The sequence below is a fragment of the Candidatus Devosia phytovorans genome, from assembly GCA_029202405.1.
Lineage (GTDB): Bacteria > Pseudomonadota > Alphaproteobacteria > Rhizobiales > Devosiaceae > Devosia > Devosia phytovorans.
Map to the genome: position 1 here is coordinate 2612132 of CP119312.1, position 16945 is coordinate 2629076.

16 protein-coding genes are annotated in these 16945 nt (G+C 63.8%); 7 read left to right on the forward strand and 9 right to left on the reverse strand.

Annotation, left to right across the window (positions count from 1 at the left end; genetic code table 11):
• Positions 1 to 20 precede the first annotated feature (20 nt).
• From mutL to P0Y65_12945, 4 genes are read left to right on the forward strand one after another with little or no spacing between them, the layout of a single operon-like run.
• Complete coding sequence (gene mutL / locus P0Y65_12930) at positions 21 to 1868, forward strand: DNA mismatch repair endonuclease MutL (protein ID WEK03106.1); 1848 nt, start codon at positions 21 to 23, stop codon at positions 1866 to 1868.
• A 7-nt stretch (positions 1869 to 1875) separates the two neighbouring features.
• Positions 1876 to 3474: a VOC family protein gene (locus tag P0Y65_12935; protein ID WEK03107.1), complete on the forward strand. Its 1599-nt coding sequence runs from the start codon at positions 1876 to 1878 to the stop codon at positions 3472 to 3474.
• Positions 3475 to 3491: 17 nt separating this feature from the next.
• Positions 3492 to 3773: a type II toxin-antitoxin system RelE/ParE family toxin gene (locus P0Y65_12940; GenBank protein ID WEK03108.1), complete on the forward strand. Its 282-nt coding sequence runs from the start codon at positions 3492 to 3494 to the stop codon at positions 3771 to 3773.
• A gap of 12 nt (positions 3774 to 3785) precedes the next feature.
• A complete protein-coding gene (locus tag P0Y65_12945) occupies positions 3786 to 4091 on the forward strand; it encodes a HigA family addiction module antitoxin (GenBank protein ID WEK03109.1) in 306 nt (101 codons plus the stop codon).
• A gap of 3 nt (positions 4092 to 4094) precedes the next feature.
• On the opposite strand, the gene edd is transcribed toward P0Y65_12945, so the two are convergent.
• The 4 genes from edd to P0Y65_12965 form a co-directional block, all read right to left on the reverse strand.
• Positions 4095 to 5909: a phosphogluconate dehydratase gene (gene edd, locus P0Y65_12950; protein WEK03110.1), complete on the reverse strand. Its 1815-nt coding sequence runs from the start codon at positions 5907 to 5909 to the stop codon at positions 4095 to 4097.
• Between the two features lie 124 nt (positions 5910 to 6033).
• Positions 6034 to 6729, reverse strand: coding sequence for a 6-phosphogluconolactonase (gene pgl, locus P0Y65_12955; GenBank protein WEK03111.1), 696 nt, complete (start codon positions 6727 to 6729; stop codon positions 6034 to 6036).
• Positions 6729 to 8210, reverse strand: a complete 1482-nt coding sequence (gene zwf, locus P0Y65_12960) for a glucose-6-phosphate dehydrogenase (GenBank protein ID WEK03112.1) — start codon at positions 8208 to 8210, stop codon at positions 6729 to 6731. The genes pgl and zwf overlap by 1 nt, the downstream gene beginning before the upstream one ends.
• A gap of 11 nt (positions 8211 to 8221) precedes the next feature.
• Positions 8222 to 9163 carry a BadF/BadG/BcrA/BcrD ATPase family protein gene (locus tag P0Y65_12965; GenBank protein WEK03113.1) on the reverse strand — a complete coding sequence of 314 codons (942 nt, stop codon included), beginning with the start codon at positions 9161 to 9163 and terminating at the stop codon, positions 8222 to 8224.
• Between the two features lie 203 nt (positions 9164 to 9366).
• On the opposite strand from P0Y65_12965, the gene cobU reads away from it, so the two are divergent.
• Entirely contained in the window at positions 9367 to 9921 is a 555-nt protein-coding gene (cobU, locus tag P0Y65_12970; GenBank protein WEK03114.1) for a bifunctional adenosylcobinamide kinase/adenosylcobinamide-phosphate guanylyltransferase, read from the forward strand.
• A gap of 155 nt (positions 9922 to 10076) precedes the next feature.
• On the opposite strand, the gene cbiB is transcribed toward cobU, so the two are convergent.
• Genes cbiB through cobA form a run of 4 tightly spaced genes read right to left on the reverse strand, consistent with a single transcriptional unit; the run spans position 10077 to position 14552 of the window.
• A complete protein-coding gene (gene cbiB, locus P0Y65_12975; protein WEK03115.1) occupies positions 10077 to 11039 on the reverse strand; it encodes an adenosylcobinamide-phosphate synthase CbiB in 963 nt (320 codons plus the stop codon).
• The gene (locus tag P0Y65_12980; GenBank protein WEK03116.1) at positions 11039 to 12502 is read right to left on the reverse strand and encodes a cobyric acid synthase; all 1464 of its coding nucleotides are present in this window, start codon (positions 12500 to 12502) and stop codon (positions 11039 to 11041) included. The genes cbiB and P0Y65_12980 overlap by 1 nt, the downstream gene beginning before the upstream one ends.
• A gap of 3 nt (positions 12503 to 12505) precedes the next feature.
• Positions 12506 to 13801, reverse strand: coding sequence for a cobyrinate a,c-diamide synthase (locus tag P0Y65_12985; GenBank protein WEK03117.1), 1296 nt, complete (start codon positions 13799 to 13801; stop codon positions 12506 to 12508).
• A complete protein-coding gene (cobA, locus tag P0Y65_12990; protein ID WEK06795.1) occupies positions 13788 to 14552 on the reverse strand; it encodes a uroporphyrinogen-III C-methyltransferase in 765 nt (254 codons plus the stop codon). Before cobA ends, P0Y65_12985 begins: the two co-directional genes overlap by 14 nt.
• A 140-nt stretch (positions 14553 to 14692) precedes the next feature.
• Here cobA and P0Y65_12995 point away from each other — a divergent pair, with 140 nt between their 5' ends.
• Positions 14693 to 15421: a cobalt-precorrin-6A reductase gene (locus P0Y65_12995; protein WEK03118.1), complete on the forward strand. Its 729-nt coding sequence runs from the start codon at positions 14693 to 14695 to the stop codon at positions 15419 to 15421.
• Here the strand turns inward: P0Y65_12995 and P0Y65_13000 are convergent.
• Positions 15355 to 15774 (reverse strand): cobalamin biosynthesis protein, encoded by a 420-nt coding sequence (locus tag P0Y65_13000; GenBank protein WEK03119.1) that lies wholly within the window; start codon positions 15772 to 15774, stop codon positions 15355 to 15357. The genes P0Y65_12995 and P0Y65_13000 overlap by 67 nt on opposite strands.
• A 249-nt stretch (positions 15775 to 16023) precedes the next feature.
• On the opposite strand from P0Y65_13000, the gene P0Y65_13005 reads away from it, so the two are divergent.
• Complete coding sequence (locus P0Y65_13005) at positions 16024 to 16923, forward strand: cation diffusion facilitator family transporter (protein WEK03120.1); 900 nt, start codon at positions 16024 to 16026, stop codon at positions 16921 to 16923.
• Positions 16924 to 16945: the final 22 nt, after the last annotated feature.

Genomic DNA, 16945 nt, shown 5'->3' on the forward strand with positions numbered 1-16945 from the left:
CGGCTTCAGGAGAATCGCCCTTGCCCATCCGCCAACTGCCCGAAGATCTGATCAACCGCATCGCCGCCGGCGAGGTGGTGGAGCGGCCTGCCAGTGTGGTCAAGGAACTGGTGGAAAATGCCATCGATGCGGGGGCCAACCGGATCGTGGTCACAACGGCGGCGGGCGGCAAGGGGCTGATCCGGATCGAGGACGACGGGCATGGCATGGACCGTGCCGACCTAGTGCTGTCGGTCGAGCGGCATGCCACCTCCAAACTCAACGAAGACGAGCTCGACGATATCCGAACCCTCGGTTTTCGCGGGGAGGCGCTGGCTTCCATCGGCTCGGTGGCCGAGCTTTCCATTGCCTCGCGCACTGCCACCGCCGAAAGCGGGCTGAAGCTTGAGGTCAAAAGCGGCGTCCGTACCGGCCCGGTGCCGGTGGCGATGAACCGGGGCACCACGGTGGAGGTGAAGAACCTCTTTTCCAATGTGCCGGCGCGACTGAAATTTTTGAAAAGCGATCGGGCCGAAGGCGGCGCCATCACCGATGTGATCAAGCGGCTGGCCATGGCCAATCCGGGCGTGCATTTCATGCTCAATGGCAGCGACCGTTCGCCCAGCAACTGGCCCTCGGTCAGCGGCCACGGTGCGCTCGAAGCGCGGCTGGGTCAGGTGATGGGCGATGACTTCGCGCAGAACGCAGTGCGGCTGGCGACCAGCCGGCATAACGTTGTTGTCGCCGGCATGGCAGGCCTTCCGACCTACACGCGGGCGAACTCTCTCTCGCAATTTTACTTCGTCAACGGCCGTTCGGTGAAGGACAAGGTGCTGGTGGGCGCGGTGCGCGCGGCCTATGCCGACTACACTTTCCGCGACCGCTTTCCCGTGGTGGCGCTTTATATCGCGGTCGATCCGGGCGAGGTGGATGTCAATGTGCATCCGGCCAAGGCCGAGCTGCGCTTTCGCGATGCGGGTGCGGTGCGCGGCGCGGTGATCCGTGCCGTGGGCGAGGCGCTGACGGCGGCGGGGTTCAAGGCCAGCACCAGCGTGGCCGATGATGTGCTGGGGGCGTTCACGGCGCCGGCCTATGAGGTGGGCTCTGCGCCTGAGCTTGCGGCGCCGGCGTCGTCCTATGGCTATGCGCCCGCGCGCAGCTCGGCTTTCGCCGGTTACGACCGCCCCATGAGTACGGGCAGTGCCAATCCCTGGTCGCCCAACTATGAGGCACAAAGCGGGCTGGCGGGGCTGAGCGAGCCGAGTGCCCGGGTCGAGGCGGCAGAGGCGGCCCCAGCGCTGATGGAGTTTCCGCTGGGCACGGCGCGGGCGCAGATGTTTGACAATTTCATCATCGCCCAGAATGGCGAGGGGCTGTTGCTGGTCGATCAGCATGCTGCCCATGAGCGTCTCGTCTATGAGCGGTTCAAGGCGCAACTGGCCTCGGGGCCGGTGGCGAGCCAGGCGCAGCTGATCCCGCTCGTGGTGGAAATGCCGGAGGAGGATTGTGCGCGGCTCGAAGACGCGGCCCCTGAACTCGAGCGTTTCGGGCTCTATCTCGAACGCTTCGGGCCGCGGGCGATTGCCGTGCGCGAGACCCCTGCCCTGCTTGGCAATTCCGATATCGAGGGCCTGGTGCGCGACGTGGCCGATGGCCTCTCCGAATGGGACAGTATTGCGGCGGTCAGCGACCGGATGGAGGCCATCATCGCGCGCATGGCCTGCCACGGCTCGGTGCGATCGGGGCGGCGCTTGCGGGTCGACGAGATGAATGCGCTGTTGCGCGACATGGAGGCGACGCCGCACTCCGGCCAGTGCATCCATGGGCGGCCGACCTATGTCGAGCTCAAGAAAAAAGATATCGAACGGCTGTTTGGCCGGAGCCGATAGGAACAGCATGACCAGCGGAATTCACCACGTCACGCTCATCAGCGGCAATGTGCAGGCCAATGTCGATTTCTATGTCGGCTTCCTCGGGTTGCGGCTGGTCAAGCGGACGGGCGGCTATGAGGATGCGCGGCAGCTGCATCTGTTTTACGGCGACTACAATGCCGAGCCGGGTTCGCTGATCACCTTCCTTGTCTGGGAGGGTGGTGGCCGCGGCCAGGCTGGGGCGGGGCAGGTCAGCGAATTGGCGCTGGCCATTGCGCCCGGTTCGATCGGCTACTGGCTGGAGCGAGCCATCAGGCATCAGGTTCAGGTCGAAGGCAGTTCCCAGGAATTCGGCGAGCCGGTGCTGCGCTTACGCGACCCGGATGGCGTGGTGATCAAGCTGGTGGGCGCCGCCCTGCCCGCACTGGTCATGCCCGAGAGCGACATTCCGTCCGAGCATGCCATTCGCCGCATTCACGGGGTGACGCTGCTGTCGGAGGTGCAGGAGGAAACCGTTGGCTTCCTGCGCCAGTATTTCGGCTTCCGCACCGGCGCCAGCGAGGGCACGACGCAGCGCATGGTGTCCGACATTGGCGACGTGCTCGATATCCGCGATGCCTCGGGTTTCTGGCCCGGCGCGCCGGGCACGGGCACGGCCGACCATGTGGCGGTGCGTGCGACGGATGCGGCGGCCGTCGAAAGTGTGGAACAGGCGCTGCGGCAGCGCAATTCCAGTCTCACGAACCTGCATGACCGGAACTACTTCACCTCGCTCTATGTGCGCGAGCCGGGTGGCGTGTTGATCGAAATGGCCAGCGACGGGCCGGGGTTTATCAAGGACGAGAGTGTCGAGGCTCTGGGTACGACACTGTTCGTGCCGCCCGACGAGCAGGACAAGGCAGAGGACATCAAGGTCATGCTGCCGCAATTCGGCCTGCCGGGCGATGAGCGCGTGGTCTATCGCGACCTGATCTACACGCATCGCTTCTTCACGCCCGAGATGCCCAGTGGTCGCACGCTGCTGCTCATGCATGGGACGGGTGGCGACGAGGCCGATCTGATGCCCTTGGCTCACCGCGCCGATCCGCATGCCACCCTGCTCGGCCTGCGCGGTCGCAGCGTGGAAAGCGGCACGCAGCGCTGGTTCCGCAGCCTGGGCCCGACCCTGTTCGACCAGAAGGACATTGCCTTCGAATCCGGCGCCCTGACCGCCTTCATGGACGAGACACGATCCGCCTATGGCCTAGATTTCGAGCAGACCGTGGCGATCGGCTATTCCAACGGCGCCAATTTCCTCGCCGCCGCCATGCTGCTGCAGCCGGACCTCTTGATCCGCAAGGCGGTCCTGCTGCGGCCGGTGCCGGTCCTGAGCGCGGTGCCCAAGGCCGATCTCAGCGGGCGACAGGTGCTCATTATCGCTGGCGAAAACGACGCCTATCGCAGCAAAAGCGAGGAACTGGCGCAGGTACTGGAGCAGGCCGGTGCAACCGTGCAGTTCGAAGTCGTCTCCGTTACCCATGAGCTCACGCCGCGCGATCCGGAGGTGATAGCGGGGTGGCTGGGGGAGCAGCAGTATCGCAAACTGATACCAAATCTTGACGCCCTAACACGTATCAAGTATTGATACCAAAACGGTGCGGCATGATCGGGTCATTTCGCGGCAAAATTGCTGAACAGGTGGCTCACGGCAAGGTGCCCAAGGGCTTTGCTGCCGATTTGCTGCGACCTGCCCAGCGACGGCTAGCTGCGCTGATGTCTGCGATCGAATTGGCCGATCTGCGTGTGCCACCGGGCAACAGGCTCGAAGCCTTGTCCGGCAACCGCGCCGGTCAGCATTCAATACGCATCAACGATCAGTGGCGTATCTGCTTTCGCTGGGTCGATGGCCGGGCCGAGGATGTCGAGATTGTGGACTATCACTGAAGGAGAATGGCCATGACAGTCCGTATCACCCCGCCCGTTCATCCCGGCGAGTATCTGCGTGAGGAATTGCTTGAGCCCTTGGGTCTGACGCCCTACGCGCTTGCGGGGCGGCTGGGGGTACCCAGAACCCGCATCGAAAGGCTGGTGCGCGAGGAAACCGGCGTCACGCCCGACACAGCCCTGCGGCTGGGCCGGTTTTTCTCCATGACGCCGGAATTCTGGATCAACATGCAGGGGCTTTACGACCTGACGCTGGCCGAAGCGGCGGCGGAAGGAGTGCTTCGGTCCATCGAACCGATTACCCTGCCCGCCGCCTGAGCTTTACTGAAACACGCTCGCGCCCTTGTCGGCGACACCCACCAGGCTGCGGAAGCCGGCGAACAGTTCGCGGCCCATGCCGAAATGCTGGCTGCGGAGGTCTTCCGTTGCAGGCGTGCGGGAGAAGAATTCCTTTTCGTCGCCGAGGAAGGTCAGCGTGCCTTCATTGGCGTCGAGGCGGATCAGATCGCCGTCGCGGATCTTGCTGATCGGGCCCGCGTCAATCGCTTCGGGCGTCATGTGGATGGCGGCGGGCACCTTGCCAGAGGCGCCTGACATGCGGCCGTCGGTGAGCAGCGCCACCTTGAAGCCGCGGTCCTGCATGATGCCCAGCGATGGCGTCAGTTTGTGCAGTTCGGGCATGCCGAGGGCCTTGGGGCCGGAGAAGCGGACCACGGCGATCATGTCGCCGGTCAGCTCGCCCGCCTTGAAGGCGGCCTGCAGCGCATCCTGGCCGTGAAAGACCCGGGCGGGCGCTTCGACGACGCGGTGCTCGGGCTTGACGGCCGAGACCTTGATGACCGAACGGCCGAGATTGCCCGTGAGCAGCTTCAGACCACCGGTCGGCTGGAACGGCGTTTTGGTCGAGGTCAGCACCTTCGGAAGCGCCGATTCCTTGGGCGACTGCTCGAAGGCCAGCTTGTCGTCGAGCAGCTTGGCTTCGACGGTATAGTTGGAGAGGCCATCGCCCCAGACGGTCTTGACGTCTTCGTGCAAATGCCCGGATTCCAGCAGTTCCTGGATCAGGAAGCCCATGCCGCCAGCGGCGTGGAAATGGTTCACGTCGGCGACGCCGTTGGGATAGACACGGGCGAGGAGCGGTGTCGCATCGGAGAGGTCGCTCATGTCGTCCCAGGTCACCTGGAGGCCGGCTGCAGCGCCGATGGCGATCAGATGCATGGTGTGGTTAGTCGATCCGCCCGTCGCGTGGAGGCCGACGAGCCCATTGACGATGGCCTTTTCGTCGATGACATGGCCGACCGGCGTATAGTTATTGCCCAGGGCCGTCAGCGACAGGGCGCGGACGGTGGCTTCGCGGGTCAGCGCGTCGCGCAGCGGCGTGCCGGGATTGACGAAGCTGGCGCCCGGCAGGTGCAGGCCCATGATTTCCATCAGCATCTGGTTGGAATTGGCCGTGCCATAGAAGGTGCAGGTGCCGGCCGAATGATAGGACTTGCTCTCGGCCTCGAGCAGTTCGGCGCGGCCGACCTTGCCCTCCATATAGAGCTGGCGGACTTTCGACTTTTCATCATTGGGAATGCCCGAGGGCATGGGTCCGGCGGGCACGAAGACGGCCGGCAGGTGGCCGAAGGTCAGGGCACCAATCAGCAGGCCCGGGACGATCTTGTCGCAGATGCCAAGATAGACGGCGGCGTCGAACATGTTGTGGCTGAGCGAAATCGCCGTCGCCATGGCGATGACATCGCGGCTGAACAGGGAAAGGTCCATGCCCGGCTGGCCCTGGGTCACGCCATCGCACATGGCCGGCACGCCGCCAGCGACCTGGGCCGTGGCGCCAATCTCGCGGGCGGCTTCCTTGATGATGTCGGGATAGAATTGATAGGGCTGATGGGCGCTGAGCATGTCGTTATAGGACGTCACGATGCCCAGGTTGAGCGTCTTGTTGCCAGCCAGCGCAGCCTTTTCGGCGGGCGAGCAGGCGGCAAAGGCATGGGCAAGGTTGCCGCAGGAGAGGACGGCGCGGTGCACGCCGGCCTCACGGGCGGCGTCGAGACGACCGAGATAATCGCGGCGCGTGTCGCGGCTGCGCTCCGCAATGCGGTCGGTGACATCCTGAATGGCCTGACGAACGGACATGATCATGCTCCTGGTAATGGGCGCATGTTCGCGACGAAGGGAGGGGATACCTCCATCGTGACAAGCGCCCCGTGTGCGGAGCCGCGTAGTGGCCAGAGCAATCGATTGGGGATCGCTGAGGGGACTATGGGCACCAATAGACGGTTACGGCGTGGCCGGATCGCAGGACGGCGCGGATGGGCATGTCCTCGATGGGACCATCACCCAAAGCCGTGTCGAGCACGTCGGCCTTTTCCTCCCCTTCGATGTGAAGGTACAGCCCATCCGCGCGGAGGAGTCGCGGCAGGGTAAAGGTTATGCGCGGCTCGCCCGCGCCAGGCGCGCGGATGGCGAGAGCCGGACCTTCGGAACTCAGCGCTTCATCGAGCGTATCACCGCCGGGGAAAAAGCTCGCCGTATGGCCATCGCTGCCCATGCCCAGGATCACCGCGGCAAAGGTCTCGGGCAGTTCTGCCAAAAGCGCATTGGTTTTCGCAACGCCCGTGGCGTCGGGTTCATCACCGCCCGAATAGAGCGGGAAGAAACGGGCCACGGCAGCCGGGCCCTGCAGCATCTTTTCGTTGACCAGCAAGGCATTGGAGCGATCGTTGGTCTCGTCGACCCAGCGTTCGTCGACCAGGGTCACGATGACCTTTTCCCAGTCGATATCCCTGGTCTTGCCCAGCGACTGGAAGAACTTCCCGGGAGTCGAGCCACCACTGACGGCGATCGCTGCCACGCCACGCTCGGCAATCGCATTGCGGATGCGATCGGCAACGGCCTCGGCCAGTTCCTTGGCGAGGGTCGGCTTGTCAGCAAAGCTGCGGCGTTCGATGTTCACTAGTTGTCGTCCTCATACCAGGTGCGGCCGTCGCGCTCGATCAGCGCGATGGCGCCGCTTGGGCCCCAGGTGCCGGCCACGTAGCTCTGCGGCGGTTCGCTGGAGCGATCCCAGGCCTCACGGATCGGATCGACCCACTTCCAAGCCTCTTCCAATTCGTCGCGGCGCATGAACAGCGCCTGGTTGCCACGGATCACGTCGAGCAGCAGGCGCTCATAGGCTTCCGGCGCGCGTTCACTGAACGTCTGGGCAAAGCTCAGGTTCAACGGCACTTCGCGCAGGCGCATGCCGCCCGGGCCCGGATCCTTGATCATCATCAGGAGCTTGACGCCCTCGTCGGGCTGCAGGCGGATGATCAGCTTGTTGGCGCGCGGCGCGCCTTCGGCGTGATCGAAGATGGAATGGGGGATCGGCTTGAACTGGATGCAGATTTCCGAGACGCGGCTGGCCATGCGCTTGCCGGTGCGGAAATAGAAGGGCACGCCCGACCAGCGCCAGTTCTGCACTTCGGCCTTGAGGGCCACGAAAGTCTCGGTGCGGCTGCCCTTCTTCTCGTCGGGCAGTTCTTCCTGGTAGCCGGCGACCGAGGTCGTTTCCGACTTCACGCCCTTGTACTGGCCGCGCACGGTGTTCCTGGCCACGTCGCCATTGGTGATGGGTTTCAGCGCGCGCAGCACCTTCAGCTTCTCATCGCGCAAAGCGTTGGCGTCGTCGCTGGCGGGCGGTTCCATGGCCACGAGGCAGAGCAGCTGCAGCATGTGGTTCTGGATCATGTCGCGCAGAGCGCCAGATTCGTCGTAATAGCCGCGCGTGCCGGCACCGACGCTTTCGGCCACGGTCAACTGCACGTGGTCGATATGGGCGGAATTCCAGATCGGCTCGAAGAGCGTATTGGCAAAGCGCAGGGCCAGCAGGTTCTGCACCGTCTCTTTGCCGAGATAATGGTCGATGCGATAGACCTGATCTTCCTTGAAGATCTTGGCCACGCCATCGTTGATTTCCATCGACGAGCCAAGGTCATGACCGAGCGGCTTTTCGATCACGACGCGGGCGTCGCGGCGATAGAGTTTCTTCTTCTGCAGATACTCGGCGATGGGCTCGAAGAGATCGGGCGCGACGGCAAGATAGAAGGCGCGGACCACATTGGGGTCATCGCGCAAAGCCTTGCCCAGGTCGCCCGATTCATCGGGCTTGCTGGCATCGACCGGCACATAGCTGAAAATCTTGACGAAGCGCTCGATGACGGCCTCGTCCTGATATTCCTTCTCCACGAACTGGGTGACCGCATCGCGGGCGGCGGTCTGGAATTCGGCATCGCTGAGCTTGGAGCGCGAGGCGCCGATGATGCGGCTCTGCTCGTCGAACTGGCCGTCCTTGAAGCGGTGATAGAGCGCAGGAATGAGCTTGCGCTTGGTCAGGTCACCCGTGGCGCCGAACACCACATAGTCGAAAGGCTGGACGGGAATGATACGGCTGGACACTGGGCTCGTCCTTAGTTTGACGCGAAGTTCTGCTGCGCAAGGATAACGGCCCCGTGCAGCGGTTCGTATTTCGGCAGGGCAACGAAGCTGCCGTATTTTTCTTCGAGAATGGGGAACAGGCGCTGGCCAAAACCACCGACAATGGCCATGACAGATGCGCCGTGGCGCTTGAACCATTGCACATAGGTGTCGATATAGCCCAACTCGATATCGAGCATCTTGAGCGCTACCGGATCCTGCTTTTCGAGATATTCGATGAACAGCGGCATCAGCTTGCCGAATTCGGCCGGCGCGCGGCCGATCAGGGCATCGTCGCAGCCTTCGCTGCCGTCGGTGCTGAAAATCTTGAGATCGAGCGCCGTAGCGAAGGCCCAGGACATGACGGCCTGATTGTCGCCGCCAAGCTGGGCGATGACCGCTTTGGTCAGTGGCGAAGTCTCGACGAGACCGTCTTCGGCCTCGACAGAATAGCGCATCAGCTCACGACCGAGAATGGCGCCACTCATCTGGTCGCCGGTGGGAAAGCCCCAGCCGCCGGCCTGATAGCGCGTACCACCCACAATGGACATTGCGGCCGAGCCGGTGCCGACGATGATGACGCCGCCCTCCTCGCCACCCAGCGCGCCGGCATGGGCGATATCGATATCGTCATAGACCTTCACGCCGGCGAAGGGCCATTTGCGGGCGGTGAATTCGGCGCGGGCGCTATCCATGCGGCCACCGGCCATGCCGAAGCAGGCATAGGTATTGGCGGTCTCGGCATAATCGATCCCAGCCGCAATAAAGGCATCGCGCGTGCCGTCGAGAATGGCCTTGTAGGCGGGCTCGCCATCGTCGATCTGCAGGTTGGAGCGGCCGTTCTTGACCTCGGCCAGCGTTTGCAGATTCTCATCGGCCAGTCGGATGCGGCAATTGGTGCCACCGCCATCAACGCCAAGGTAGTATCTGGTCACGCTCGGATTCTCCGAATTTTTCGACTGACTCTAAGGTCTCGTTTCGGGCCGGACCATAATGCGAAAGTGTCTTAGACGAAAGTAGAATAAGGCACAAAAAGCGCCTGCCAAGAGCCGCATTTGCATGCCAAGGCTGTGCTGGCTGGGCAACCGCTTAGCCGCTGGCGGATTTTGCCTCAAGGCCAAAGGAACGAGGGACGGAAATGACACGACATGTGCTGGTTCTGGGCGGCGCGCGCTCAGGCAAGACGGCCTTTTCCGAGCAATTGGCCATCCGCAGCGGCAGCAAGCCGGCCTATCTGGCGACCGCAGAAGCGCTCGACGCGGAGATGCGCGATCGTGTCGCAAGCCACAAGGCGGGGCGTTCGGCCAATTTCGCCACGATCGAGGAGCCGCTCGACCTGCCCGATGCATTGATCAAGGCATCGAACGAGCACGATGTGATTCTCGTTGATTGCCTGACGCTATGGATCACCAACCTGCTGATGGCCAACGAAGATGTGTCCAAGGCCGTGAGCGAGTTGAGCGCCACGCTGGTGCAGCTCAAGAAGGCCAAGGTGATCCTGGTCAGCAATGAGGTCGGCCTCGGCATCGTGCCGGACAATGCCATGGCCCGCACCTTCCGTGACCTGGCGGGCTCGGCGCATCAGCGGCTGGCGGCGATTTGCGACGATGTGTATTTCGTGGTCGCGGGATTGCCGATGGTGCTCAAGGGCGAGGCGCCGGGGCCAGCCGAGACGCGGATTCATGAGGCCTAGAAAGATCTTAGGCGGATACCCCCACCTGACCTCCCCCTGATAGGGGGAGGGACTGATCCAGCTTGTGGCACCAACTTGCCAACCCACCGGCCAAATCCCTCCCCCTTTTCAGGGGGAGGCTAGGAGGGGGTACCCAACGAAGACTCGCCTTCGCCTCACGCCACCCAAACCAACAACGCCACGACCACGCTCAGGCCCAGCAGCACATTGAGCGTCGCGCGATAAAGCACCAGCGCGCGCAAAATGTCGCTTCCGACAAGGTCCACCTTGCCGGTGCCGAAGCTGGGCAGGTCCACCATCTCCCCATCATAGCTGCGCGGACCGCCCAGCTTGAATCCCAGGGCTCCGGCAAAGCTTGCTTCCGGCCAGCCCGAATTGGGCGACTTGTGCTTGCGGGCATCGCGACGGGCCGTGTCCCAGGCCTTCGAGGGGCTGGCGAAGGGCGTGAAGAAACAGGCCGCGGTGATCAGCACGGCAGTCAATCGCGCCGGGATCCAGTTGACCCAGTCGTCGAGCCTTGCCGCAGCCCAGCCGTAGTCGCGATATTTCTCGTTCATATGACCGATCATGGAATCGGCGGTGTTGATCGCCTTGTAGAGCGCTATGCCGGGCAGGCCGAGCAGGACCAGCCAGAACCAGGGCGCCACCACGCCATCGCTGGTGCTTTCGGCCAGGGTCTCGATGGCGGCGCGGGAAACGCCCGCCTCATCCAGCGCCTGCGGATCGCGGCCAACGATATGGCTCACCGCGTCGCGGCCTTCGGGCAGCGACGAGCGCAGGGCGTGGGCGACCTTTTGGACGGAACGGCCGAGCTCCTTCTGGGCGAGGAAGGTCGTGGCAACAAGGACCTCCAGCACATAGCCGAAGAAGACCAGCCGCAGCAGCTGCTGCATGGAGACGCTGATGACCAGCACCGTCAGCAGCAGGATGGCGAGGGTGACGACGCCGGCCAGCTTGCGCTGTTCGGGCGTGCGCGGGCGCCTGTCGACGGCTTTTTCGAGCCAAGTAATCAGATGGCCGATCCAGATCACCGGGTGGCCGATCACATCCACCAGCTTTTGTGGATAGCCGAGCCAACGTTCGACGAGGAGGGCGAGGGGCGCGATGAAAGCGTGCATCAGTCCAGTCTCACCTCTTTTGCCAGCGCCAGCAGGGCGTCGATATCGAGGTGCTTTTCGAGATGGGCGGCGAGATCGTCAAGCGTCTGTTCCACGCTCGCCTCATAGGCGAGGTCGGGGCTGGCCAGACTGCCCAGCATGGCGCGGCGGAAGCCATCGCTGGCGAAGAGGCCATGCAGATAGGTGCCCATGACGCGGCCATCCTGGCTGACAGCCCCCTCCCCTGCCACGTCGACCATGGCAAAGGGCCGCGCCCGATCCGCACCGACTGTCTCGCCCATATGCATGTGATAGCCGCTGATCGCTTCTCCCGACGCGACATGCTGCGCCTGTTCCACGCGCAATTGCTTGACCGGCGTCAAAGTGGTTTCGAGATCGAGGAGGCCAAGACCTTCGCTCGTGCCGGGCGGACCTTCCACGCCGTGGGGATCGGCAATGGTCCGGCCCAGCATCTGGTAGCCACCGCAAATCCCCAGCACCCTGCCGCCGGCGCGATGGTGCGCAGCGATGTCGATATCCCAGCCATTGGCGCGCAGCGCCGCGAGGTCGGCGCGGGTCGATTTCGAGCCGGGCAGGATCACCCAGTCGGCATGGCGCGGAATGGCGTCGCCGGGTTGGACCATCACCACATTGACATTGGGTTCGGCGCGGAGCGGGTCGAGATCGTCGAAATTCGCAATACGGGGCAGTTGCGTTACGGCAAATGTTAACAGTCTGTTAGCGTCAGAGGCCAGTGTGCGAAGCGCGAGTGAATCCTCTGCTGGCAGCTTTCCGGCCGCTGAAAACCAGGGAATCGGGCCGAGGCAGGGCACGCCGGAGCGCGCGGCGATGAAGCTTTTTCCCGCATCGAAGAGGCTTGGATCGCCCTGGAACTTGTTGACCAGCGTCGCGACAATGCGTTTAGCATCAGTGGTTTGAATGACAGCGAACGTGCCGACCAGGCTGGCGATGACGCCGCCGCGCTCGATATCGCCGACCAGTACCACCGGCACATCTGCCGCCTCGGCAAAGCCGAAATTGGCCAGGTCATTGGCCCGCAGGTTGACCTCGGAGGCCGAGCCGGCACCTTCCACCAGCACTACATCCACATCAGCGGAAATTTCCTCAAACGCTGCAAGCACTTGCGGCATAAATTTTCCCCGCTCGCGCCAATAGTCCCGCGCCGTCATCGAGGCGAGGCGCTTGCCGCGCACCACGACCTGCGATCCGGTCTCGCCCTCGGGCTTGAGCAGGATGGGGTTCATCGCCGTCACGGGATCGCGCCGCGCGGCGCGGGCCTGCAGCGCCTGGGCGCGGCCGATCTCGCCGCCGTCCATGGTGACGGCGGCATTGTTGCTCATGTTCTGCGGCTTGAAGGGGGCGACCGAGATGCCCCGGTTGCTGAGCGCCCGGCAGAGGCCGGCGACGAGCAAGGACTTGCCGACATCGGAGCCAGTTCCCATGAACATCAGTGCCTTAGCCATGCGTTATCCCCGGTCTACCACATGGGCGTATGATCCCATGACACGGCCAATGGCGGCGCCCATGGGGGGCAAGGCCTGGCCCGTGGCATCGGTAGCGGAAAACAGTGGGGGGAGGCGAGATTGTTTGGCGGACGAATAGTGGAATTCATGGCCGTTGAGCTGTGCGGGCCAGGGCAGCGCGCCGGAATGGGCCAGCCGGCGATAGCCAAGGATGCGTTTGGGGCGGTCGATGCGGGTGGTGACAGGAAGAAGACCCGTCATGGCGTGGCTGACGCCATGCTTGTCGACCAACGCGTCACCCAGGACCATGAAGCCACCGCATTCGCCATAGATCAGCGCGTCGCGGTCGCGGGCGGCAGTAAGGCCAGCCTTGAAATTTTGTGCACTGGCAATGGTTTGGCCATGCAGCTCGGGATAGCCACCCGGGAGAAACACGGCGTCAGCACCGGGTGATGGCGCTTCGTCGGCGAGCGGCGAGAAGAAGCTCAGTTCGGCGCCCAGGCTGCGCCAGCCGTCGAGCAGATGCGGATAGAGGAAAGCAAAGGCGTCGTCGCGGGCAATGGCGATGCGCTGGCCGAGCGGCGCGAGCGGCCGGGATGGGGCACCGGTTTCAGGCAAAGGCGCGGCGAGTGCCGCAAGGCGATCGAGGTCGACATACTCGCCGATGGCTTCAGCGGCGGCATCAAGGAAAGTCTCGAAACTCGCCACCTCCCCCGGCAGCACAAGGCCGAGATGGCGTTCGGGGATGACGAGATTGGCGTCGCGCGGGATGGCGCCGAGGCAGGGAATGCCGGTGGCAGCAAGCGCTTCGGTCAGCATGCGCTCGTGCTTCATCGAGGCGACGCGATTGAGGATGACGCCGCCGACGCGCACGCCCGGGCGCCAACTGGCGAAGCCGGCGACCAGCGGGGCAACAGACTGGCTCTGCCGCTCGGCATCGACCACCAGAACCACGGGCAGTTCGAGCAATTCGGCGAGATCGGCCGTGGAGCCGGTATTGTCGGCCGCGCCATCAAACAGACCCATGACGCCTTCGACCAGCAATAGATCGGCGCCGACGGACTGCGTCGCGGCAAGGGATTTCAGCTGCGCCGGGCCCATCGACCAGGGATCGAGATTGACCGCCTCGCGCAAGGCAGCGCGGGCGAGGAAGGCAGGGTCAATATAGTCGGGACCGGTCTTGGCGGGGGCGACGACGGTGCCGCGGCGACGCAGGGCGGCGAGCAGGCCGAGGGTGATGGTAGTTTTGCCCGAGCCGGAGCGCGGGGCCGCAATGACGAGGCCTTTAGCCAAAGACATGCTTTCGGGCCTCCCCGACATACCAATCGAGCGACTGTCGATAGCTGCTGACGGGGCCAAGCACAACGATCGCCGGGGTCGGCACGTCGCCAAGCGCATGCGCCTCTGCAAGCGTGGTTTCGATCACCGATTGCTGCGGGGTGGCGGCATGGGAAACCACGGCGATGCGATCTTGGGGATCACGGCCGGCAGCGAGGAGCTTATCAGCGATAGAGCCGAGATGCTTGACCGCCATGAACATGACGATCACCGGCGCGGCATGGGCAACGGCTGGCCAGTCGATAGCGCCGGGCACAGCACCGGCTTCGTCATGGCCGGTCAGGAAAAGCACGGTCTGATTGGTATCGCGATGGGTGATCGGCACGCCGGCATAGGCGAGGCCACCAAGTCCGGCCGAAATGCCGGGCACGATGCGGAAAGGCACGCCTGCGGTCGCTAACGCCCCCGCCTCCTCGCCACCGCGGCCAAACATGAAGGGATCACCGCCCTTGAGACGCAGCACGCGCTTGCCGCCCAGTGCCAGCTCGATCAGCTGCAGGGAAATATCCGCCTGCCTTGGCGAGGGTTTTCCACCGCGCTTGCCGGCAAAGACGCGCTGCGTGCGCCTTGGAGCCAAGGCCAAGAGGTCCGGCGAGACCAGCGCATCATGCACGATGACATCGGCTTGGCCCAATGCGTGATAGGCCAGCAGGGAGACAAGGCCGGGGCCACCGGGGCCTGCGCCGACGAGCCAGACTTCACCGGGCCGCATAGGCGGGAAGTCGGCGTGGTCGAGCGCGGCGAAATGGCTTTTGCGGCGAGGGCGGCGGATCCAGTCGAACATCAGCGTGACCAGCCTTGAGACATCGGCGCCGAATGGGCACATTGGTGCGGAGGAGAGATACAGAGCAAATGAAGATTCTGATCCTGGGAGGAACAGCCGAAGCGCGGGAATTGGCCAATCGGCTGGTGGGCATGGGCCATGAGGTCATTACCTCCCTGGCCGGCCGGACGCAGGATCCGATATTGCCGCAGGGCGGATTGCGCATGGGCAAGTTCGGCGGCATTCCGGGGCTGGCGGCCTATCTGCGGGCAGCGGGAATCGAGGTGCTGGTCGATGCGACCCATCCCTATGCCGGGCAGATTTCCATCAATGCTGTGGCCGCGGCGCAGGCGATCAACATTGCCCTGATCCGCTTCATGCGACCTGAATGGGAGCAGCAGGTGGGCGACGACTGGGTGACGGTGGAGACAGCGGCCGAGGCGGCGGCGGCCCTGCCCCATAATGCCGATGTGCTGCTGACCACGGGCCATACCGGGCTGCAACATTTTCTGCCGCGCGACGATTGCCAGTTCGTGGTGCGGACGATCGAGGCGCCGGCCACGGAGTTGCCGCGTCATGCCAGCCTGTTGCAGATGCGGCCGCCCTATGGGCTGATCGACGAAATGGCGCTGATGGAGCGCGAAGGGATCACTCATCTGGTGACCAAGAATTCGGGCGGCAAGCAGACCGCGTCCAAGCTCGAGGCGGCGCGGCGGCTGGGGGTCAAAGTGATCATGATCGCGCGGCCCGTCTATGGCCCGGCCAATGAAGTGGCCAGCGTCGATGACGCCATCGCGGCACTCGGACTTGCTGACTGACCAAAGCTTGCGGGATCAAAATCCGGCGCGGCCAGCGCAATGGCGCAGGTGGCGTAGCGGGATTTGCGTTTTCCCAAGCGCAGCGGTCCGGCCGCAGCGGCCACTGCCTCGCAGGTGCCTGGGCGATCGGCCAGTTCGTCATCGGTGAGGAAAAGCAGCGGCAGGTCGAAGGCCGAGGCGGCCTGCGCCAGGGCAAGGCTGTCGCGTTTGCGGATATGGGTGGCGATGGCGGCAATGGGAGATGGTTGAAGACCCGCTTCTGCAAGGCAGGCGCGGATCAGCATGACGATCTCCGGCACCGTTGCGGCGCTGGAACAGCCGAGGCCGATCACGATCGGATCTGGTTGCGTCACGAAATCAAACCCTTGCAGCTTCGGACCTGGTCCCCGATTTGGGTCGACCGCACCGAAATGTTTCTCAGTTCCATCACGGGAACCCTGCGCTGTTTCGTTCTAGGCGTCCCAATCCGCTTGGTCAATCAAGGGCTTGGCTTGAATGGCAGCCAGCTCGGAACGCTTCTGAAAATCATTCGCAAATTCAATGACTTGCGAGATATGTCGGTTCGGCCTATGGCCGTGCTTCAGCTGATCCAGGGGCGAGTCATGGCCATCATTGCAAACAGAACGCTTGCCATTGCGGCGGGCAGCCTTGTCGTTGGCCTCGTCGTGCTGGGGCTCAAGCTTCTGGCCTGGTATGTGACCGGCTCGGTGGCGCTTTACTCGGATGCGCTGGAATCGATCGTCAATGTGGTGACGGCGATCGTGGCGCTGATCGCGGTCAAGCTGGCGCAGCGGCCGGCCGATGCGGCGCTGCAGTATGGCTATCACAAGGCCGAGTATTTTTCGGCGGTCATCGTCGGCGTGATGATCATTGTCGCGGCGATCCTGATCCTGCGCGAGGCCTATATCGGCTTCATGGCGCCCGAAGTGCCGGAATCGCCGACTGTGGGCCTGCTGATCAGCATGGGTGCCACCGTCATCAACGTGGTGTGGGCGCGGGTGCTGATCCGGCAGGGGCGCAAGATGCGCTCGCCGGCGCTGGAAGCCGATGGCAAGCATCTGATGACCGACGTGGTTTCCACCATCGGCGTGCTGGTTGGCCTGGGGCTGGTGATCCTCACCGGCTGGGCGGTGCTCGATCCGATCCTTGCGGGTCTCGTCGCGCTCAATATCCTGTGGTCGGGCTGGGGCGTTATCCGCGACAGTGTCGGCGGGCTGATGGACGTGGCGGTGCCGCCAGAGACCGGCAAGGTGATCCGCGAGGTGATTGCCGCCAATGCCGATGGCGCCATCGAGGCGCATGACATCCGCACGCGACAGGCCGGCAAGATGACCTTTATCGACTTCCATCTGGTGGTGCCCGGGACGATGACCGTGGATGCAGCGCACGAGATTTGCGATTGCCTCGAGGCCAAGCTGAAGGAGGCAGTGGAAGATGTGCAGATCACCATCCATGTCGAGCCCGAGCAGAAAGCCAAGCACTCCGGCATCGTCGTCCTCTAACCGCGAAGTGACTTGCCCCTCG